The sequence below is a fragment of the Salmonella sp. SAL04214 genome, assembly GCF_046550615.1.
Classification (GTDB): Bacteria; Pseudomonadota; Gammaproteobacteria; order Enterobacterales; family Enterobacteriaceae; genus Salmonella; species Salmonella enterica.
This window is the reverse complement of the sequence record NZ_JBGDXT010000001.1, coordinates 268,620-289,555: the sequence shown is the minus strand read 5'-3', so window position 1 is coordinate 289,555 and position 20,936 is coordinate 268,620. Positions and strand designations below refer to the sequence as shown.

The window sequence follows — 20,936 nt, the reverse complement described above, 5'->3', positions numbered from 1 at the left end:
GGATAAGGCGTAAATGCCTTATCCGGCCTGCAGGCAACGTTACTTTAAAACATATCCGTACAAGCGTTGAATTCCATCGGCATCGGTCTCGCTATATACCCCCTGCAATTCCGGCGAAAAACCGGGCAACAGATTGATGCCCTCTTCCAGCGCCAAAAAATAACGCTGCGCCGCGCCGCCCCAAATCTCCCCCGGCACCACGCACAGTACGCCCGGCGGGTATGGCAATGCCCCCTCGGCAGCAATACGCCCGCCCGCCTCGCTGATACGCACCAGCTCTACATCGCCGCGAATAAAGGCGCTGTTGGCATCCTGCGGGTTCATCGCCACATGCGGCAGGCTTTCTTTGCGGAACATCGCTTTTTGCAGATCCTTAACGTCAAAGCTAACGTACAGGTTGTGCATCTCCTGACATAGCTCACGCAGGGTGTAATCACGGTAGCGCACCGGGTATTTCTGAAAAACCGTCGGCAATACATCCGCAAGCGGCGTATCGTCTTCAATGTGCCGTTCAAATTGCGCCAGCATCGCGACCAGCCGCGCCAGTTTCTCTTCGCTCTCGGCGGGTGTCAGCAAGAATAGAATCGAGTTGAGATCGCATTTCTCAGGCACAATACCGTTCTCACGCAGATAGTGGGCGAGAATGGTCGCCGGGATGCCGAATTCGGTGTACTGCCCGCTATCGGCATCAATACCTGGCGTGGTCAGTAACAGTTTACAGGGGTCGACAAAATACTGGTCATCCGCATAACCCTCAAAGCCATGCCATTTCGCCCCGGGCTCAAAACTGAAGAAACGACGATTGCTGGCAATGGTCTCCGTCGGATATGCCTGCCACGGCTTGCCGTCAACCACCAGTGGGATAAAGGGCTGAAGCAGTTTGCAGCGGGCGAGAATGGCTTTACGCGCGTCAATGCCCAGCGCAACGCACTCCGCCCACAGGCGGCGACCGCTCTCCCCTTCGTGGATTTTGGCATTGATATCCAGCGCCGCAAACAGCGGGTAGAACGGACTGGTCGAGGCGTGCAACATGAAGGCGTTGTTCAGGCGTTTGTGCGGGCAAAAACGCGCCTGGCCGCGAATATGGTTATCTTTTTTGTGGATCTGCGAGGTTTGTGAGAACCCCGCCTGTTGCTTATGTACCGATTGGGTCACAAAGATCCCTGGGTCGTTTTCATTAAGCTCCAGCCGCAACGGCGAGGTATCCGCCATCATATTGATAAACTGCTCATAGCCTACCCACGCGGAGTCAAACAGAATGTAATCGCAGAGATGCCCGATTTTATCCACCACCTGACGGGCGTTGTAAATAGTGCCGTCATAGGTACCCAGCTGAATGATCGCCAGGCGGAACGGACGCGACGCATCGGCGCTTTCCGGCATCACGTCACGAATCTGGTCGCGCAGGTACGTTTCATCAAAACAGTGCGCATCAATACCACCGATAAAACCAAACGGGTTACGCGCCGCTTCAAGATAGACCGGCGTCGCCCCGGCCTGAATCAGGGCGCCGTGGTGGTTGGATTTGTGATTATTACGATCAAACAGCACCAGATCGCCGCGCGTCAGCAAGGCGTTGGTGACCACTTTATTCGCCGCCGAAGTTCCATTCAGCACAAAGTAGGTTTTATCCGCATTAAACACTTTTGCCGCAAATTTCTGCGCGTGTTTGGCAGAACCTTCATGTATGAGCAGATCGCCAAGTTTCACATCGGCGTTACACATATCCGCACGAAACAGGTTTTCACCAAAAAAATCATAAAAATGGCGGCCTGCGGGATGTTTTCTAAAAAACTCGCCATGCTGGTGCCCCGGACAAGCAAAGGTACTATTCCCCATGTCGACATACTGGGTCAGGGTGCCATAAAAGGGCGGCAGAAGTTCTGCTTCGTAGCGACAGGCAGCGTTTTCCAGCTCCAGCCATTCCTGCGCGTTCCCGCCTATTACCGCCGTAACGCCGACAGGTGCGCTGACGGGTTCATCCGCAAGCATAACGGTGCGTTTAAGCAACGCCAGAATACCGCTACGGCTGTCGGCAGTGGTAATGACGACTGCGGCCACATCGGTAAAGTCGGTACTGTCCAGCGCCACTACGTTTCGGTGGGTGGAGAGACGGGGGATGAGTTCACCGCTGGCGGCAATATTCATTGATTTCATAAGCGCAAATACCCGTTTCGGGAGTAGAGTAACCCCGGACAAGGCCCGATGCCTTGCCCAACGAGATGCCGGGTCAAACTGGATACCAGCTCCGACCGCCAGACATCAGTAAAAACAGACTGTTTCTGATTTTACTGTTGTCCTGCAGTGAGCGTGCGCTGCCCTCACCGCATAGCGGGGATGACAAAAAAAAGGAAAGAAAGGGGCAAACCTCGCGCAGTCAGGCGACAGTGAAGACAATATAAAGGCGCTATGTTCATCCCGGCGAGCCCCATGCTGGCAGGAGAAATTTCGCGCAATCATGGCACCTTTCACCAGACGGCGCAAGGTAAAATCAGCGCTCTATACGTCACAGATAATCAAGCTATTAACAGCTTAATCGCGTGATAATAAGGCAATTTGAAAGACAAATAACAGGAGTCATTGTGGTAATTGGACCTTTTATTAACGCTGGCGCAATTTTATTCGGCGGCGTTATTGGCGCGCTGTTAAGTCAGCGTCTGCCAGAACGGATTCGCGTCTCAATGACGTCTATTTTTGGTCTGTGCTCTCTGGGAATTGGCATTCTGCTGGTGATGAAGTGCGCTAATCTTCCGGTGATGGTGCTGGCGACGCTGGTCGGCGCGCTTATCGGCGAGTTTTGTTTGCTGGAAAAAGGCATTAATGGCGCAGTCGCGAAAATCCAACAATTATTTATGGCATCGGGTAAGAAGCCGACACACGACTCATTTATTCAAAGTTACGTCGCTATCATTGTACTTTTTTGCGCCAGCGGCACCGGTATTTTCGGCGCGATGCATGAAGGGATGACCGGCGATCCAAACATTTTGATCGCTAAATCTTTTCTGGATTTTTTCACTGCCATTATTTTCGCCTGTTCGCTTGGCATCGCCGTTTCGGCGATTTGCGCACCGATGTTGATTATCCAGTTAACGCTTGCCGCCTGCGCCACCCTCATTCTTCCACTGACTACGCCGGCAATGATGGGCGACTTTAGCGCCGTGGGCGGACTGCTGCTGGTGGCGACCGGCTTGCGTGTATGTGGAATCAAAATGTTTCCGGTAGTGAATATGCTCCCGGCGCTGTTGCTGGCGATGCCGATTTCCGCCGCATGGGCGATGTTTTTTGCCTGACTCTGCGTGCAATAACAACAAAGTGGTGATAGATTGTGCAGTCTACGTTGATTTGAAGAAATTTCGTTGACGAAGCGAGGCGATTACGGTTTAATGCGCCTCGTTGCCCGGATAGCTCAGTCGGTAGAGCAGGGGATTGAAAATCCCCGTGTCCTTGGTTCGATTCCGAGTCCGGGCACCACCTTTCCTTTTTATACTTCCTTAAAAATCCCCATGTGTTTTTAATTCAATGATTTAGCGTGGAAATCTTTTCAGGTGCGTTTTGATTTATCCCTACGTATCCGGAAAATTGTGGGTCAGATTAAGGGTTCATTCAGTTCGAGGAACGGAGAAACCCTCATATTAACTGATAGCAAGATCTGCGCCGCGCCTCCTCGAAAAACCCTACAAAAATCACCGATTCACAAATTCTGTACCTGACGGCTCTAAGCTATGGTATTTCCGCTATCGCTTCGGCGGTAAAGAAAATCGTCTGACTTTCGGCCCCTATCCGCAGGTTACGCTTGCAAAAGCCCGCGAAAAGCGCAATGCCGCGCGTAAGCTGCTGGTATCGGGTATCTGCCCTTCTCTGATGCCCGTGAGCGTCAAGGAGCGCAACGGCGTGCGGGCGGCGTATGTACATGGAGGCGCGTATGGAGATGATGCAGTGGGGGTAGATTATCTGGACGTGAGCCGCGAGGGGGACGTTGCGCCCTATATTTATGCCCGGCAACATAGCGTATATTTAAGACTTATGAACTGATTGCAGAATATCTAAGCCGGGATTATTTGCCACAGTCATGTTTGATCATTTGTTACAACAACACGGCGACAGTTTCCTGCCGCTATGAATTAACCTTTTTAATGTCCTGAATTTAGTTTCTCCTGCCGCATGGTTAACTCGTCCATAAAATAGCGTGCAACTGCGGGCATTCCTTTGTTCGCTGGGAATAGTGCATAAATCTGTCTTGGCTGGCCAGACCACTCGGGGAAAAGTTGTACCAGTCCCCCGTTTTGCAATTCTTCCTTGCAGGCCGGAAACGGTAATAAAGCCACACCATTGCCGCCAGCGACTGCCTGTAACAGAACCCGCAGATTATTGGAATACAAACGGGGGGAAAGTGACAGGGTGATTTCCTGACTCCCATTGATTAAATGCCACGATTGCATACGACCGTCGGCCAGTCTCACCATTGCCGGAGCCCTGTGAAGATCTCCAATGGTCTTTAAATCAGGATGTTGCTCGACCCACTGGGGGCTGGCAACCAAAATATCGTATAGCGTATTGATTTTTTTATAGTGCAACGAAGAATCAGGCAATGCCCCTGAACTTACTGATAGCGCAATATCAATGCCTTCTGCAATCATATCCACCGGGCGATTGACAGCAAGGAGCTGCACATTTGCCAGCGGCCAACGAGCAATAAATTCGTTGATGAGTGCTCCCAGCCACGTTTCTGCCATGAATACCGGCGCACTGATCCGTAATGTCCCCTGTGGATACTCCTGCACCGCCTGAACAACAGCGCGGGCTCGCTCACTTTGATTTACCAGCTTCTGACACTCCTGCGCAAATTGCTCGCCGACTTTGGTCAGCGCAAGGCGTCGGGTTGTCCGCTGAATCAGATGTACACCAAGCTGTTCCTCTAATGCCGACATCCGTCGGCTTAGCACCGATTTGGACACTTGCGCACGTATTGCCGCCCGGCTGTAGCTTCCTTCTTCTGCAATCAGGGCAAAATACCAGTAATCATTCCAGTCAATCATGATTGTTCTTTTATCGCAACAATGAAGTTCAATTTCGTCTATTTAAACATCATTTTAAGAACGGTTAAACTAGCCACACGTTTTAAATGAGACGAACACCATGAAGATCCTCCACATTGACAGCAGCCCTATGCTCTGCAACTCCAGCTCACGAAAGCTGAGCCTGGCGCTGACAAAAGCTATCTGCCAGCGCTTTCCGAATGCCAGCGTGACATACCGCGATCTCGGACGGACACCGCCACCCCACTTACGCGAAGAGACATTTCTGGTGCTTGGGGGAAAGTTAATGTCTACAGACGCACAAACGCAAAGTGAAGTGGAGGGTATCAGAAACGCGATCGCGGAGTTGAGCCTCTGCGATATATTAGTAATAGGTGCACCGATGATTAACCACTCTGTCTCTTCGGGTCTGAAAACCTGGATAGATCAGGTTTGCCAGGCTGGTCTGACATTTCGTTTTACCTCTACGGGTGCAACGGGGTTACTGGCCGACAGGCCAGCATTTATAGTCTCCACGCGTGGTGGAATTTATTCAGATACCAGGCATCGGGAATTGGATCATCAGGAAAGCTATCTGCGGTCAACGTTAAATTTGATGGGGATCACTAACGTCCATATATTGCCCACCGAAGGAGTGGATAAAACTGTGCCTGGCAGATCTCTGGCAGAAAAAAACTCGCTGGCGCAAATTCCCTGTATGCTGGCTCATGCTTTTAATCGATAAGTTTATTAATATGAAAGGAATTCTTATGAATATCAGTAAAAAAATTGTCATCTCTTTTTTCTTACTCTCTTTATTTGGGCAGACATCCATTGCTGCAACAGAAATTAGTCATCCAGAAACAGACATGAAAGAAGTTGCTCATGTTAGTGTATCATCCATAAATACAAATCCTGAAAGCATCATACAACTCCTTCAGAATAAAACTGAAGCGTCAGGTGCTCATTATTATCGAATCACTTCATTTCATATCGATAATCAATCACACGCCACCGCTATTCTTTATAAATAATCACAATTACAATCAATCGTAATTATTATCCAGGACACGGGTAATTGCCCGTGCCTGCTAAAAAAACAGGCCATTATGAAAATAACGTATTTTGTGAGTAGCTTAACATTACTCACAGCAAGTCTTATTTTTGTCTTATCAGGTGAAATATTCCACGCCGAAACATCTAAAATATTTTGGCTGTTTCGGCAAAACTTTCTCTTTTTTAGTGGGTGCGTCGCATGGTGTTTTATGACATTAGCTATGTGTCTGATTTTGCGTTCACCCTGGTTGAATCGAATTCTGAAAGGTCTGGATAAATCGTGGGGTTTACACAAACAAGCTGGTATTATCGCAACAGTCTTTACGCTGGCGCACTGGCTGGACGAAAAAATACCTCACTGGCTGGTGCAAAATGGCTGGCTTGCTCATCCAGGATCGCTGGGAAGTGTTCAGATAAGCTCATGGCAATCTCAACTGATCTATGCAGGATTGTTAGCTGCTGAATGGTCTACATACCTGATGATAGGGTTGGTGCTGGTTTCTCTTGTAAAAAAAATCCCTTATAACATTTTCCATTTTATACATCGTCTGTTTCCTGTTTTTTACCTGGCTACTGCTTTCCATATTTTTACCGTTCTATTTAAAACATATTGGTGGAATTCACCTGCGGGCATTCTGCTGGTAATAGTGAGTATCCCTGGTATTTATGCTGCCGGCCTTTCGCTATTTAATATGGTTGCTTATAAAAACAAACTCGTTGCGATCATCACAAACATCGACTATTACCCAAATGATATTATAGAAATAACTCTACATACTGACACCCCTCTATTGCATACACCAGGGCAGTTTTCATTTTTAACATTTCAACATGATGCAGAGGCACACCCATTCACTATAGCCTCTTATTACCAGGATAAAAAACACTTGCGTTTTGCCATTAAAGCATTAGGGGATCATACACATTCACTAAAGAAAGAATTAAAAATTGGACAGGACGTGATTGTTGAGGGCCCCTGGGGTTATTTAGACTTTAATATTCAATCTGAGCGTCAGGTCTGGGTTGCGGGAGGGATCGGTATCACTCCTTTTATATCTCAGCTGGAATATTTAAAAAACTCAGACCACCAACTCTGCCCTATTGATTTATGGTATTGCGTTGGTCAGCATGATGATTTGCAGTACCCTGTAAATCTCGATTTATTATGTACAGCGGCAGGTGTGACTTTACACCGTATCGATGCCGGGATGAAACTGGAAGCCAAACATATTATGATGGAAAGCGATAATAGCCAAAACGTTCACGTCTGGTTTTGCGGGCCAGCAGGTTTTGCGAAAAGTCTACTATCCGGACTACAAAAGTACGGGATATCAGAGAAAGCCTTCCATTATGATCGTTTTAATATGCGTTAATTATTGATGAAAAAATTCATATACATATTTTTCTCAGGCTACCTCGGCATTGGCTTTACAACAAATCGAAGAAACCGAATCTCAGAAATAGCTCTGTAATTCACTTTTCGGACTACTGGCACAATGCGATCCGGATGCTGAGATAAGTAAAGAAGCTCATGAGTGGGTTAATACTCCTCTGGTCAGAAAAGGGATTATGTAAATAATTAAGGGACGCCACTACGGCGTCCCTTAGATATGAAAAAGAGGTCGCGTCCCTCCACACCGTTTCCATTACTACGTAATGATCGATAGAGACGGGTTATCTTCGGCTTTGTTGAATAAATCGAACTTTTGATGAGTTGAAGGATCAGTTCACAGATTACCATCCCCCCGCACTTAATGCGGGAAAAGATTAATAGTATATGATAGAATTGATGCTATTAATGGTGAACCACGATATGATAATGATGGTTTCCAGTGCTTGCCTATATCCGGGGAAGTAAAAAATATACACAATAGTTTAAACACTAATGAGATTACATTTTCAACATTGGTCACAGAAAACGGCCCCCACAAAATGATACTATCCTAAGAGAGTCGGTTTGCTATCAGGTAGCAGAAAAACCCATTAGAAATATAATTGCGCGTTTTTCTGTATTTTTATGCCCTTTACTATTTATATATGTATTCTATCAAATGGTGAAACGTATTATCAGATTTTTTAAATGGCGACAAAAAAAGAAAAACCATGAAATATAATGAAGGCACGTTTAAATATATGCTCAAAAAAATCATTAGCGCTCTCGCGTCAATTATTGGTGGGCTACTTGTTTTTTTATGTGTCTATTGGTTATTTCGTCTGGATACCTGGACAGAACGAGGGATTTATATAGGCGCCTCTATATTTTTGTCTCTTATTCTCATAAAAATACTATCATTCTTCAATGACGAATAGACGGCAGGAAAAAACCGTGAGTGTCTCACACCGATTCTTACTGGATGTCAAATTTCGAAAGCCTGCCCTGCTGATACCCTATACAGAAGAACTGGTTCAACAATTATCAGACAGTGGCAGGAATCAAACCCACACCGGGAAAATCATGTAGATAATTCTGTAAGGGTTAGTTTTGTGGTGGTCTTGATAAACGGTCAAAAATAGCTTTAACAGTCCATTAGCCCAAAGGACTTCTCCGAGTCCGGGCACCAACCATTCAGATGCGGACGCCCTATGGCGTCCGTTTTTATTTATAAAATCAACAGGTTACTCCGCTCTCCATGTTCACTACTGTTCATTAAAATATACTGGCAGCCACCGCTTTTTGTGGGTAAAAACGCCGGTTTTCTGCATAGCGCATGACGCTATTGAAACGTTATTTAGCAAATCCTGTCTGAACCAGAAATTAAGTCTCTGTTAACCTGCACTATTACAGAAAATCATAGAACAGTCATCTCAAAAGAATATCGTCCTGAAGGACGAGAACCCAAGGCATTTTCAGGAGATGAGTCAACCGCGACAGAAAAAAATTATATTAATAATTTTTAATTATTTTTTAGAAAACCAGACAGGATTTAAATTAAAACTGTTTTATTTCAAATGGTTATAAAAAATACCGCAACACGCGTCACATTATTAACATGTGAATGATTGTGTTAACCGAATGTAAATTGTATGTTTCAACATACCACTATTTTACTGCGTCCCGGCGCGCTCATCCGGATGGAAGGAGATAACATGTCAGCCTTATCAACTACTGGCCATAATGACGGGATCACTCTCCATTGCTTACAGAGCATTGCGCAACTCATTCCTCTGTCGTCGGCGGTTTTTTATCGTGTTAATGCTTATTTAAAGCCGGAAGCCTATGTTTTACATAATATTTCTAATAGCACACACCAACAATATCTGGAGCATTTTCAACCATTAGACCCGCTATCGCCTTCCCGGTTCGGCCAACAGGTTGTTACCGTAGCGACGATGACGCCCGGTATCTGTGCCCGTCATCGCCATTATTATCATGAATTTATGCTACCTAATCATGTGTGCGACATGATTGAGATCTTTATTCGTCGGGGCCATCGTATTATCGCGGGCATTTCATTAATGCGCGATATACCTTTTTCCAGCGAAGAGCGTTTGCGAGCCCAGGCAGTACAACCATTACTGGGACTGGCAATTCATGATTCTCTTCAGGAAGACAACAATCTGACGTCAATATTGACCGCCAAAGAGCGTGAAATTGTGGGAATGGTCTGCGAAGGGGCCAGCAACAAATTGATTGCCCGTCAGTTGAATATTTCTCTCTCAACAGTGAAAACGCATTTACGTAATATTTTTGCTAAAACAGAAGTGATAAATCGCACGGAACTGGTTTCCCGAACCAGAATGTCCTCGGTACAATATTTACAGCATATGTGAAAGCGTTCTTTTTAACCCGCGTCAATTGCGGGTCTTTTCCCCATTGTCATATATGCCTGAATTAATACCACTCTCTGAGCTGATGCCTCAATAAAATGTCATATTATCTGGCGTCGGTATCCTGTTGCAGCCATTGATTCATGGCCTGATTGATCATATTTATCACACTAAGCAGAAGAACACGCTGGTGCCGCTCAAGCCGCAGATAACGGCGCAGCGGCGGCATTTTACAAACCACTTCGCTAGCAGCCCATAGCTCAATGCCGCAATACCATTCCTTATGATGTAAAACCAGAGTAAACCGACGATAATCCAGTTCACTCAGAGCCTGTTGTAAATTGGGGAAACGATTAAGATAGCTAATCAGCCCGGCGATACTTTTACTGCCAGTAAAAATGACGGGATAACGTTTCAGCCATCCGGGCTGATGAGCGCGAATTTTGCCCTGCAAAGGATAATTGATTGTGCCTTTCACCCTGAATTCACAACTGTGAATACTGGCCATGAATAACCGTTTTTGCTGAACATGGCAGATAACCTGGGTAAATGCATTCAGATGCAGCACGGCGCTATGTTCGGTCAATTTTTCACAACGCCAGCCGCTCAAATCACGTAACACCATGTTCATTAATGTGCTCTTAAACCAGGGGACGGAGGACATCTGGCGTCATCTCTTCATTGTTTCGCTTTTCATAATTGCCCATCGCCCGTTCCACGACCTCTTCTACCGGAAGCGGGAGGAAAGGATTAACCCGTTGCACACATAATGTCCAGAATAAGGCATAGGCGGCAGTCAATCCAAGCATAATACCGAATGGTATAAGTACATCCCGACTGTTCATTCCTGGAGGCGCGATATTAATAATGGCGATAATAATACCCACGCTCGAAATAATCTGAGGTAAGGGAAACCAGGGGGCCCGGTAAGCGCGTGGTAAATCGGGGCGCCGAATACGTAAGATAACGACCGATAACGTTACCAGCAGATAAGCTACTCCCCAGGCGCAGACCGCAGCGAGGATCAGCGGAACAATGTGGTCGATATCACCGTTCAGATACCAGGCATGTAAACAGGGAATCGCAACACCGAATGCGATGGCGATGACCGGTGTTTTAAAGCGGGGGTGCAACCAGGTCAGAAACCGCGGCAAAGCGCCGTCCAGCGCCATGCCGTATATAATACGCGGTACTGCCGCCATTAGCGTATTAATCGTCGCACATCCCGCTAACAACAACCCCACGCCCAGCCAGTATTGCCCGGCATGTCCCATGACACGATTGGCAAAGGCGGGAATAGCCATCGGCGTATCCAGTAAAAAGATATGGTTTGCCGCATCGACCACCACCTTATTTACCTGCCGGTTAATCGCAGCGCCATAGAGGAACATACAACCTGCCACCGCTAAAAGGCCAAGCGCCATCGCTCTGGGAATCGTACGATGCGCTTTTTTAATTTCCGGCGCCATTGGCGTGACCAGTTCACAACCGACGAACATAAACATCGCCATGCCAATATAACCAAACAGACCAGAAAGATTACTGACATCAAGCGGTGCGCCAAACCACCCGGAATGATGAGTGACCGGGGATAACAGGATCCCGCATAAACCGAAGATGGTCAGGGTAGTCCACATACCGAAAGTAAGAAATACTTCCACCTTGCCAAATACTTCAACACCAATGGCATTCAGTAACCCGAAAACCACTACCATGCCGACGCCAACCATCCAGGTATTGTGCTGCATGGCCACGTGTTCGCTAACGGACTCAAAGTTCACCAGCGCCATGACGCCAGCGAGAATCGTTTCTGCCGTGCCGGCAAAAATGTGTACGATCAGGTAAGCGCAAAGCGCACCGGTGATAGCGAAAAAACGCCCCATTCCGCAGGAGATATAGTCGTAGACGGAGCCAGTCGTGGGAATAAGCGTTGCCGCTTCGGCAAAGGTGGTAATCTGCGCTTGCATCATAATAAATGCCAGTAATACCGCAAGAGCAAAGGTATCTCCCCCTGAGCCAAAACCACTGGTCACGGTCAGGATCACCGGGCTTGCCATAATCAGCCCGACGGAGCTGGCAAGCGTCGTGGGGAAACCAATAACGCCACGTTCAAGATGGCTGGCAAGTCTGTTTTTAAACATGGTCAACCTCTTCACTATTATTACAACAATAAATTACCGCTCCGGAATAACGCTTATTTATGGCAGGCACCGTATCTAACAGGTATCGTCCTGAAGAGGGATAACGGTAAATAACGTTGTGACGCCGTCCCCGCATGCGCTAATAGCAAGTGGGGAGCGCGTTATTCTCCCCAGTGATGCCAACGCTACTGACGAACAATTAAAGGATTCAACCCTGCTTATGGCTTTCAACTTTTGCCAGATAATGTTTTACAAAACGGGGCGTTAAAACTTTCCATGCCACTTCGGTTCCCTGTTCAACAAACCAACTATCGCCTGGTGAAAAACGTATCGGTTCCTGACCCGCGACAGTGAGTTCCACTTCCCCTTCCAGCACGGTTGCGTGCTCGGTAAAGGGATAAATCATCGTGAAACCGCCGCGGGTCGATGAAAACAGTCCACAGGTAAATACGTCCTCAGGTTTACCGTAAATCATCGCAACGGCGACCTGGGGATCGCCTTCTGTTGGCAACGCCCCTAACAGGCTGACACTCCCGACTGGCTGTAATTCAGGAACAGGTTGATTGAGTTTAAAAGCGTGCATTAATGTTCTCCTGGTTAATTCCGGCCTTTCCAGAAACCGGCTGTTTGATGTATCAGTTTTCCCGCACTGACCAGCAATAGACGTAGACTGTCGCGACCATAAATTGTCGCGTGGGGAATGCTACTCATCAGACGATACCGCTCGGAACCGCCATTTATTCCTTCGGCCAGGATTTTGCATACAATATGGGAAGGCGTGACGCCAAATCCGGAATAACCCTGAACATAAAAAACATTATTGTGTTCACGAAGCGTGCCAATCTGCGGAAACAGATTCGCGCTACAGGCCATCGGTCCGCCCCAGGCAAAATCGATTTTAACGTCTTTCAAATAAGGGAAGACCTCCGTCAACAGAGTGCGGTTCCAGGCAGCAAAATCGTGCGGGGTATATTCAAGAAACCTTGTGGCGCTGCCAAACAGCAGACGGTTTTCTTTTGTGAGACGGTAGTAATTTATCACCGGGCGGATATCACTAAAAGCCCCGCGCAAGGGACTGATCCGCTCAACAAGCTCGCTGGAGAGAGGTTCTGTAGAGACCTGATAAGAATAAGTAACCAGCGTTTTCTTATAAATTTCTGGTTCCAGATTATTGAGAAAACTATCACAGGCCCACAGCAATTTGGCCGCTTTTACGCTGCCCATCGCAGTACGTACCCGCACAGTTTTACCGTAACTGACCTCAACCACAGGTGAATATTCGAATATCTTCACCCCCAGCGAATTCGCAGCCTGAGCGGAGCCCAGCAATAAATTCAGCGAGTGGACATGCCCTCCCCCCATATGCTTGAGAACACCGCAGTAGACGTCGGAACCAATAACCTGCTGCACGTCTTTACCGGTATAGAGTTCAATATCGTCTTCCGGCGTGGCGGCTTTGAATTCTTTTTCCCATTGTTGCAGCGTTTTTAACTGCCGCTGGTTGTAGGCCAGATAACCATATCCGGGGACAAAATCAGCATCAATATGGTATTTACGAATTCGCTCCCGAATAATACCTGCGCCGAGGTTCGAGATTTTAAACAGCGTCTCCATTCCCGCTGCGCCTACATATTTTTTAACGGCTTCGATGTCGTGACCTATACCGGCCATCACCTGACCGCCGTTTCGTCCGGTGCCGCCATACCCAAGATGACGGGCTTCCAGAACGACAACATTAGTGATCCCCTGCTCCGCCAGTTCCAGCGCGGTATTGATGCCTGAAAAGCCACCGCCAATGATCACCACATCGGCATCAATATCCTCTTGCAGAGCAGGAAAATGCAACGGGTATTTTTTCGTCGCGCCGTAGTAATTCAACGCATCGATTTTTGTATTCATCGCGTTACCTTGTCATCACGCTTGACTAAGACCGCTATCACAGCACGGTAACGTTTTACAAAATATCGTCCGGAAGAATGACGTTCTTTGGAACGATATTCAGTTCCGAAAAAGTATGTTGGGATGGAAAAACGTACATTCCTGACCTACAGGCACTTCTGATGAGCGATGTGACATTACTTGCCGAAGTAACGACTTTTTTACGCCAACGACACGGACAATTTATTGCAGGTGAACGTCAGGCCGGAAACGGCACGAACTTCTCGGTCACTAATCCAGCCACCGGCAAAATCATCGCCGACGTTGTGTCGGCAACCCCTGCGCAGGCAGAACAGGCCATGCAGAGCGCCAGACGGGCGTTTGATGTCTGGCGTAAAATGCCAACGTTACAACGCGGCGCATTACTGCTGAAACTGGCTGATACTCTTGCCGCTCATCGTGAAGAGTTGGCTCAACTGGAAAGCGTCTGTTCAGGTAAAACGATTATGCTGTCGCGCGGTCTTGAACTCGATCAGTCAGTGGCCTTCCTGCGTTACTTTGCCGGTTGGGCAGGAAAAATAACCGGTGAAACGCTGAATGTCTCCCTGCCATCAATGGGAGAAGAGAGATACACAGCGTTTACCCAACGCCAACCCATTGGTGTGGTCGTCGGTATTGTGCCGTGGAATTTCTCAATTATGATTGCTATCTGGAAGCTGGCCGCAGCGCTGGTATGTGGCTGCACCATCGTCATTAAACCAAGTGAATATACCCCGCTGACACTGCTGCGAGTCGCTGAACTGGCTAAAGAGGCAGGTTTCCCTGATGGCGTAATTAACGTGGTAAACGGTGCTGGCGGTGAGATAGCGCAACAGCTGATCGCGCATCCAGATTGCGCCAAAGTGAGTTTCACCGGGTCAGTCGCGACAGGTGAGAAAGTCCGGCGTTCGGCAACATCGTCAGGAAAACGCGTTACCCTCGAACTGGGAGGGAAAAATGCGGCGCTGTTTCTCAATGATCTCTCGGCACAAGCCATGGTCAACGGTATTCTTGAAGCCGGTTATCTGAATCAAGGACAGATTTGTGCTGCCGCAGAGCGTTTTTATCTGCCCCAGGAAAAACTGGATACAGTCATGACGCTCCTCAGGCAACGGTTATCGGAGATCGTGCCCGGGTCGCCTTTAGATGAAAAAACTGTGATGGGCCCGCTGGCGAATCAGGTTCAGCTTGAAAAAGTGCTGCGTCTGATTCAACGCGCACGGGAAGAAGGGGATACCATTGTTTACGGCGGTGAAACTTTACCCGGCGAAGGGTACTTTTTACAGCCGACGGCGGTAAAAGTGCGTAGTAAAAACAGTACGCTGATGCACGAGGAGACCTTTGGCCCTGTCTGTAGCTTTATCGGTTATCAGAATGAAAAAGAGGCGCTTTCGCATATCAACGCTTCGCCATTCGGCCTTGCTGCAAGTGTGTGGTCGGAAAATATGTCTAAGGCATTACGCTACGCTGAAGATATTGATGCTGGCATGGTGTGGGTCAATATGCATACCTTCCTCGATCCCGCGGTACCCTTTGGAGGGATGAAAGGATCGGGCATTGGTCGTGAATTTGGCAGCGCGTTTATTGATGACTATACCGAACTTAAATCGGTCATGGTCCGTTATTAACCATCCTGAAAATGATGCAGGCAGATCAACCATACCGAAAGGTGGACTGTCTGCCTGATTATCAGGTTCGTTCGCTGCGTTTTATTGCTTGTGGGTAATGTTAAACGCCCGGCCCGGCGTTCCTTCCTGCATTACTAGCGCCATCTACCGTTAGAGTAGGCTATCTCCAGTCTTAACGGTTCAGACTCATCCTGTAACATCGCTTCCAAAGACAACGCCAGCGTCTGATGATAGGCATCTTTTACACTGACTTTCAGCATGTTGATGCTCGGTTCATAACGTAAAATAGCAGCGCGAAGCTCACGGCAAAACCAGTTGAGAACCCGTTTGTCACCCACATTCACCTCGTGCCATTCCGGCATACCCCGAGTGAGCAGCGGCGGTAATGTCTCGCCACCAGGCACGGCGCAAGAGTTGAATAAACACATTAATTTGCGGCGTACCAATTCATGTGGGCTTATCCCCTCAACCAAGAGCCTGTCGAATAGCGCGACCGGAATGGTTGGCGTCATCATCATTTCCCTATCTGGTCCATCGCCAGATCCCATACTGACGTTCTGGACTCCTGTTGAGCGCTGTCTGATTTCTCGGCAGTGATTTGCCATTTGATTTTCGTGAAGTTCAGCGACATCGTTTCCACCGGCTTACCGCCGGCGCCGCCGCTAACACTGAGTTGTGATATCAGCACGTTTGTCAGGGTATAAACGATAAGCGACCGCATTTTGCCGCCGTCATTGTGGCACAACGTCAGCACCGCGGTTCTAATTAGCCTCCCGCTACAGCAGTACTCATTGAGCACAGGCGTGGCGAGGTCGACAAATTTGGTGAGCGACATTTCACCAACATGCGCGCGCCCGGAGGTCCGCTCCGTGAGGCTAACATCGTTATTTACCTGCATTGCCACATTGTGGCTATAAGACATGATCTCTATCTGATCTTCAAAGCCTTCAACCTGGCTTTCGCCTTTGATATTGTCGAGCTTTAAAAAAATCGCATCCATGATTTATCTCCTTGTTGATCAAGTGGCAGTTAAGCAGCCAGACGAATACCAGCGGCCAACGCTTGTGACTCTTATTAAAAGCGCAACTACCAAAAAACACAGCGTGAAAAGCGCCAGGTTTGCAGGGATTTTGCCAACGTTTACCCACGTCTGATAAACGTTATTCCGCTGGTTGCAATGCAATAGAGGTTTTTGGCCCGCTGTGGCCAAATACAATTGAGGTTATACTGAACGCTCTCTGCCATATTCAATCCCTTTTATCGCAAAGTATCCCTGGTGCCGGTATCACAGCGTCGTTATTCAAAAATTGACATTTCAGAATAATAATCAGCTATATATAAAAAACACATCAAAAAGCAAATATCAACTTAATTTTTACTTATTTAATAAAAAAATCCAAATTGATTTACATCAATTAACACATACAAAAGAATTAAAAATCAAAGCATTAAATAAAAATAATCACTATGGAAAATTTTATTTTTCTTAATACTCACATTATAAATTTTATTTGCTTATTTTCCTGTGAACACTAAAAAATGATTTAAATCAAAAAACAAACTATTCTCGTTGATTAACGTTTTGACCGAAATAAAAAAGATTTTATACGTCCCGGGATAGTCTCCCTTTCTGATGGACAATATGCATTAACAAGCGGGCAAACAGGTAACTTCTGCCCGGGTAATCCGTTACCCGACTGATATTAACATTGTCATGAGGTGATATCATTTGCCCGGCCAGCCATAATCATCCGGAACCGGCGCTACGCCACGAACATCAGGACGGAGCATTTTTTGTCGATCCTCTTCGTCATCCACCCAGACACTGGCTATCTCTTCACAGGTTGCAAACCATACGCCATCATGCCCTTTAATATGTTCAATCAAACGTGACAACATCATCATATGATGCCCATGACCGATTATCTGCGGATGAAGGGCCATCGCATATAAACCGTTTTCCTGATGGTTATAAGCATAGGTAAAAATATCCTTCCAGCGTCGCAGAACACCGTCAGTATCGCTCATCCCCTCCTGGTTGCCGGTATACGCCAGTGCGGGAAAATCATCCAGATACCAGCTAACAGGAATTTCCAGAATCGCGCTGGCCGGGCCTGCGATATTTCCCGTTTCCCAATTCACCTGCCAACGTTGAGGATGGTAAGGCACAAGATCTCTCGCCATCAGGCTACTGTCATAGAGAAAACCGGCTTCCTCCAGAAGATCCAGCGTATTCTCGCTATAATCCCAATAGGGAGAACGGTATCCCACAGGGCGTATGCCAAAATGTCTTTTATAACAGGCGAACGCCAGATCCATTAGTCGGCGTTCTGTATCACGATTCACCAGAGTCGGATTTTCATGATAGTAGCCATGGTGAGCGATTTCATGCCCGGCATCAAAAATCGCTTTACTGATTTCCGGGAAGGTGTCTACAGTGTGTCCGGGAATAAAAAAGGTGGTTTTGATATTATTTTCTTTAAACAATTTCAGAAGCCTTGGTACGCCAACTTGAGCACCAAACTCTCCTCGTGACATAAAGGATGGCGACGGTCGATTAAATCCGCCCAGCCATAAAGACTGAGCATCTACATCGACACCAAGATTGACCGCAATCCTTTTACCCTCAGGTAATTTTAAATATCCCATAACGACCTCCAGCTAATACATAGAAGGGACACATTCTGTTATTTAATGTGTGATGGCCAGATATTATATATGCCTGCTTTTCTGCGTCTGTCCTTGAACGTTGTTGCTGCCCCCCCAAGTCTATTTTCATATAGAACATCGAGGTTAATTTCTCCTGAAATGACATCCTCTTGATTGACGTGCGCCTCTGCGATAATACCTTGTGGATTTTTCCACACGACATCACAGGGGCTTAAAATTGAACTTCGGGCCCAGCAGCCTGGCAGTGGCCCGCCCGGGTTTCCTCCCAGGCAACAGTGAACAAGATAAATTTGATTTTCAATACAACGTGCGTGGCAACAATGCCTGACTCGCCAAAATCCCTGTTCAGTAAACGTAGCGGAAGGCGTTAAAATTAACTCAGCACCCTGTTCCGCCAGCGTCGCAGCACACTCCGGTATTTCTGCTTCATAACAAATATTAAAACCCACCTTTGCAAATGGCAGTTGAAAAACAGCCATTTTATCGCCTTCCTGAGTATACCAACCCCGTTCAGCCGGGAAGATATGCGTCTTACTGTGAGCATAATGTTCGCCATCGGGTCCCCATATATGCGCAACATTCTCATAGCGATCTGCTCCGGTCTGCTCCAGATGAGAGCCAGCAATAATGAACTGTCCTCTTTCTTTCGCTTCCTGTTGAAAAAGCTGCTTATAGGCATCCGTGAACTGATCAATTAAAGTAAGGTGTGAAATGGGTCTTTCTTGCCATTTTTTCAATAATGTAAATAACTCAATGGTAAATAGCTCCGGGAAGATAACGACATCAGCACCCTGACTTTTATTAAGAAGTATCCTTACCTTTGTTATGAAATCTTCAAAAGTGTTTATTTTAGTAACAATATACTGACAGGCTGAAACAGTAAAATTACGTGACATCGTGATATCCCCGGCATGAAATTTAAACTTAAATTAACGTATAGCGCATGGAGAATATTAGGGAGCGGACATTACGACATCAGGTTATTTTTTGTGAAGCTGCGCAAAATATATGGAGAAAAGAGTAGAAGCATTGAACCTTTATTTACATAAAGGGGACTTTATCGATGTTCGCAGCGAGACAGAGAGTCGATAAAAATCCAGGCGAAAAACAATAACCCTTACCACAATATTATTTTCAGCATCTGAAAATAATCAGGCAAACTAAATGATAACGCGCTGGTATAAAACCAACGCGTATTTTTACCGATAAGGGTAATGAAGACGGCCACCCGAAGGTGGCCGTTAGAACCCGGTAGCGCTTCGCTTATCAGGCCAGTGAAACCGAGACAGCTTTAGCGGTGAGACGCCAGCGGCTGTTCCGTCATTGGCGGGTGGTGCTTTTCCGGATCTTTAATCAGTACCCACAGGATGATGGCGCCGATAATATCGAACAGACTGAGTGCAATGAAGAACGGGCCGTAACCGATAATAGCGACCAATGCCCCCATAAACAGGTTGAAGCTTAACTGTCCCATCCATGCCGCAGATCCTGCCAGACCGGCAACCGTCGCGACCTCATTTTTCTTGAACAGGTCAGCGCTCATGGTAATCACGACGGTAGACAGCGTCTGGTGCGCAAAACCGCCAATACTCATCAATGCAATGGCGACATACGGGTTAGTCGTAATGCTGACAAAACCGATCGAAATCATCAAAACAGCGCCGATGGTAAAGCTACAACGACGCGCATTGATCGTGGTCATGTGCATCTTTTCCATGAAGAACTTCGCCAGGAAACCGCCTGCAACGCAGCCAAAGTCCGCCGCCAGGAACGGCAGCCAGGCAAACATGGCGATCTCTTTTAACGGCAGATGCATCACGTTAATCAGATACAGCGGCATCCAGAAACTCAGCGTTCCCCATGCCGGGTCAGCCAGAAAACGGGTAATCGCCAACGCCCAGAAGTTACGCTTTTTAACGATCTCTTTAACGGCCGGTTTTTTATTATCGTCCTGGAGATAGCTTTCCTGGCCGTCTTCGATATAACGCAGCTCTTTGTGGGTGATCCACGGGTGTTTATTTGGCGAGTTATAAATCAGGAACCAGGTGATGGCGAACAGCACGCCGATCCCACCGGTAATCACAAACGCCATTTCAGTACCGATGCCGCTATCAGCAAAGGTCAGCATCGCCCAGACCACCAGCGGCGGCGCCAGCATCGCGCCAATCGAAGTACCGATATTAAACAGGCCCCCCGCAATACCGCGTTCTTTCGTCGGGAACCATTCGGCGCTGGCTTTAATCCCGGCCGGAATCGCTGACGCTTCGGTTAGCCCCATCAGACCACGCAGAAATGCCAGGCTTATCCAGCCGCCGGCCAGCGCGTGCGCCATGTTGATCAGCGACCACAACAAGGCAAAGATAAAGAAGCCGATTTTCAGTCCGATGACATCCATCAAATAGCCGGTGATCGGCTGCGCAATGGTGTAACAAAGCTGGAAGGCGCTCACCACCCAGGAATATTGTTGCTCATCAAAATGGAGTTCTTTCATCATCGCTGGCGCCGCAACGCTAAGCGAGCTACGGGACAGGTAGTTTACGATGGTCCCCACGCAGACCAGGCCGATAATCCACCATCTTAATTTTGTCATCTTCATGATAAAGCCTCGTTAAAAAACATTAGCTCCGCGCCGTCTGACCTGTAGCGGGAAAACTGAAATCACAAAATTGGTTGACCAATCAATATTTTCTCATCCGGACCGGTCAAAATCTGGCGGCAACTCCCGCCATTAATATTCTTGA

18 protein-coding genes and 1 tRNA gene are annotated in these 20,936 nt (G+C 47.4%); 8 read left to right on the top strand and 11 right to left on the bottom strand.

Annotated elements, in window-relative coordinates; all coding sequences use genetic code 11:
• Window positions 1-39: 39 nt before the first annotated feature.
• Window positions 40-2,157 (bottom strand): ornithine decarboxylase, encoded by a 2,118-nt coding sequence (locus ACLJQD_RS01420; protein WP_410967609.1) that lies wholly within the window; start codon window positions 2,155-2,157, stop codon window positions 40-42.
• A gap of 425 nt (window positions 2,158-2,582) precedes the next feature.
• On the opposite strand from ACLJQD_RS01420, the gene ACLJQD_RS01415 reads away from it, so the two are divergent.
• The 3 genes from ACLJQD_RS01415 (at window position 2,583) to ACLJQD_RS01405 (ending at window position 4,032) form a co-directional block, all read left to right on the top strand.
• On the top strand, window positions 2,583-3,290 hold the full coding sequence (locus tag ACLJQD_RS01415; RefSeq protein ID WP_000234466.1) for a DUF554 domain-containing protein: 708 nt from the start codon (window positions 2,583-2,585) through the stop codon (window positions 3,288-3,290).
• A 105-nt stretch (window positions 3,291-3,395) separates the two neighbouring features.
• Window positions 3,396-3,471: transfer RNA gene (locus ACLJQD_RS01410), tRNA-Phe, on the top strand.
• A 165-nt stretch (window positions 3,472-3,636) separates the two neighbouring features.
• Window positions 3,637-4,032, top strand: a complete 396-nt coding sequence (locus ACLJQD_RS01405; RefSeq protein WP_371247604.1) for an Arm DNA-binding domain-containing protein — start codon at window positions 3,637-3,639, stop codon at window positions 4,030-4,032.
• 98 nt (window positions 4,033-4,130) lie between these two features.
• Here the strand turns inward: ACLJQD_RS01405 and ACLJQD_RS01400 are convergent, their stop codons facing one another.
• Window positions 4,131-5,036: a LysR family transcriptional regulator gene (locus ACLJQD_RS01400; protein ID WP_017441073.1), complete on the bottom strand. Its 906-nt coding sequence runs from the start codon at window positions 5,034-5,036 to the stop codon at window positions 4,131-4,133.
• 100 nt (window positions 5,037-5,136) lie between these two features.
• On the opposite strand from ACLJQD_RS01400, the gene ACLJQD_RS01395 reads away from it, so the two are divergent.
• The 4 genes from ACLJQD_RS01395 to ACLJQD_RS01380 all read left to right on the top strand — a co-directional run bounded on the left by ACLJQD_RS01395 (window position 5,137) and on the right by ACLJQD_RS01380 (window position 9,842).
• Window positions 5,137-5,760 carry an FMN-dependent NADH-azoreductase gene (locus ACLJQD_RS01395; protein WP_000697438.1) on the top strand — a complete coding sequence of 208 codons (624 nt, stop codon included), beginning with the start codon at window positions 5,137-5,139 and terminating at the stop codon, window positions 5,758-5,760.
• Between the two features lie 25 nt (window positions 5,761-5,785).
• A complete protein-coding gene (locus ACLJQD_RS01390; protein WP_017441072.1) occupies window positions 5,786-6,049 on the top strand; it encodes a YdgH/BhsA/McbA-like domain containing protein in 264 nt (87 codons plus the stop codon).
• 75 nt (window positions 6,050-6,124) lie between these two features.
• Window positions 6,125-7,444 (top strand): ferric reductase-like transmembrane domain-containing protein, encoded by a 1,320-nt coding sequence (locus ACLJQD_RS01385; protein WP_024137298.1) that lies wholly within the window; start codon window positions 6,125-6,127, stop codon window positions 7,442-7,444.
• A 1,714-nt stretch (window positions 7,445-9,158) separates the two neighbouring features.
• Entirely contained in the window at window positions 9,159-9,842 is a 684-nt protein-coding gene (locus ACLJQD_RS01380) for a helix-turn-helix transcriptional regulator (protein ID WP_017441068.1), read from the top strand.
• Between the two features lie 103 nt (window positions 9,843-9,945).
• On the opposite strand, the gene ACLJQD_RS01375 is transcribed toward ACLJQD_RS01380, so the two are convergent.
• From ACLJQD_RS01375 to ACLJQD_RS01360, 4 genes are all read right to left on the bottom strand, one after another.
• The gene (locus ACLJQD_RS01375) at window positions 9,946-10,503 is read right to left on the bottom strand and encodes a DUF3156 family protein (RefSeq protein WP_017441067.1); all 558 of its coding nucleotides are present in this window, start codon (window positions 10,501-10,503) and stop codon (window positions 9,946-9,948) included.
• On the bottom strand, window positions 10,481-11,980 hold the full coding sequence (locus tag ACLJQD_RS01370; RefSeq protein WP_410967608.1) for an APC family permease: 1,500 nt from the start codon (window positions 11,978-11,980) through the stop codon (window positions 10,481-10,483). Before ACLJQD_RS01370 ends, ACLJQD_RS01375 begins: the two co-directional genes overlap by 23 nt.
• 208 nt (window positions 11,981-12,188) lie before the next feature.
• The gene (locus ACLJQD_RS01365) at window positions 12,189-12,563 is read right to left on the bottom strand and encodes a cupin domain-containing protein (RefSeq protein ID WP_000542982.1); all 375 of its coding nucleotides are present in this window, start codon (window positions 12,561-12,563) and stop codon (window positions 12,189-12,191) included.
• 14 nt (window positions 12,564-12,577) lie between these two features.
• Entirely contained in the window at window positions 12,578-13,879 is a 1,302-nt protein-coding gene (locus ACLJQD_RS01360; RefSeq protein ID WP_001092825.1) for an NAD(P)/FAD-dependent oxidoreductase, read from the bottom strand.
• 161 nt (window positions 13,880-14,040) lie between these two features.
• On the opposite strand from ACLJQD_RS01360, the gene ACLJQD_RS01355 reads away from it, so the two are divergent.
• The gene (locus tag ACLJQD_RS01355) at window positions 14,041-15,525 is read left to right on the top strand and encodes an NAD-dependent phenylacetaldehyde dehydrogenase (RefSeq protein ID WP_017441066.1); all 1,485 of its coding nucleotides are present in this window, start codon (window positions 14,041-14,043) and stop codon (window positions 15,523-15,525) included.
• A gap of 134 nt (window positions 15,526-15,659) precedes the next feature.
• On the opposite strand, the gene iraD is transcribed toward ACLJQD_RS01355, so the two are convergent.
• The 5 genes from iraD to ACLJQD_RS01330 form a co-directional block, all read right to left on the bottom strand.
• Entirely contained in the window at window positions 15,660-16,040 is a 381-nt protein-coding gene (gene iraD, locus ACLJQD_RS01350) for an anti-adapter protein IraD (RefSeq protein ID WP_023205443.1), read from the bottom strand.
• Window positions 16,040-16,525 carry an Hcp family type VI secretion system effector gene (locus ACLJQD_RS01345; protein ID WP_017441064.1) on the bottom strand — a complete coding sequence of 162 codons (486 nt, stop codon included), beginning with the start codon at window positions 16,523-16,525 and terminating at the stop codon, window positions 16,040-16,042. Before ACLJQD_RS01345 ends, iraD begins: the two co-directional genes overlap by 1 nt.
• Window positions 16,526-17,250: 725 nt before the next feature.
• A complete protein-coding gene (locus tag ACLJQD_RS01340; protein ID WP_000540892.1) occupies window positions 17,251-18,174 on the bottom strand; it encodes a polysaccharide deacetylase family protein in 924 nt (307 codons plus the stop codon).
• 38 nt (window positions 18,175-18,212) lie between these two features.
• Complete coding sequence (locus ACLJQD_RS01335; protein WP_000089259.1) at window positions 18,213-19,091, bottom strand: carbon-nitrogen hydrolase family protein; 879 nt, start codon at window positions 19,089-19,091, stop codon at window positions 18,213-18,215.
• A 395-nt stretch (window positions 19,092-19,486) separates the two neighbouring features.
• The gene (locus ACLJQD_RS01330) at window positions 19,487-20,791 is read right to left on the bottom strand and encodes an MFS transporter (protein WP_000784371.1); all 1,305 of its coding nucleotides are present in this window, start codon (window positions 20,789-20,791) and stop codon (window positions 19,487-19,489) included.
• Between the last annotated feature and the right edge of the window lie 145 nt (window positions 20,792-20,936).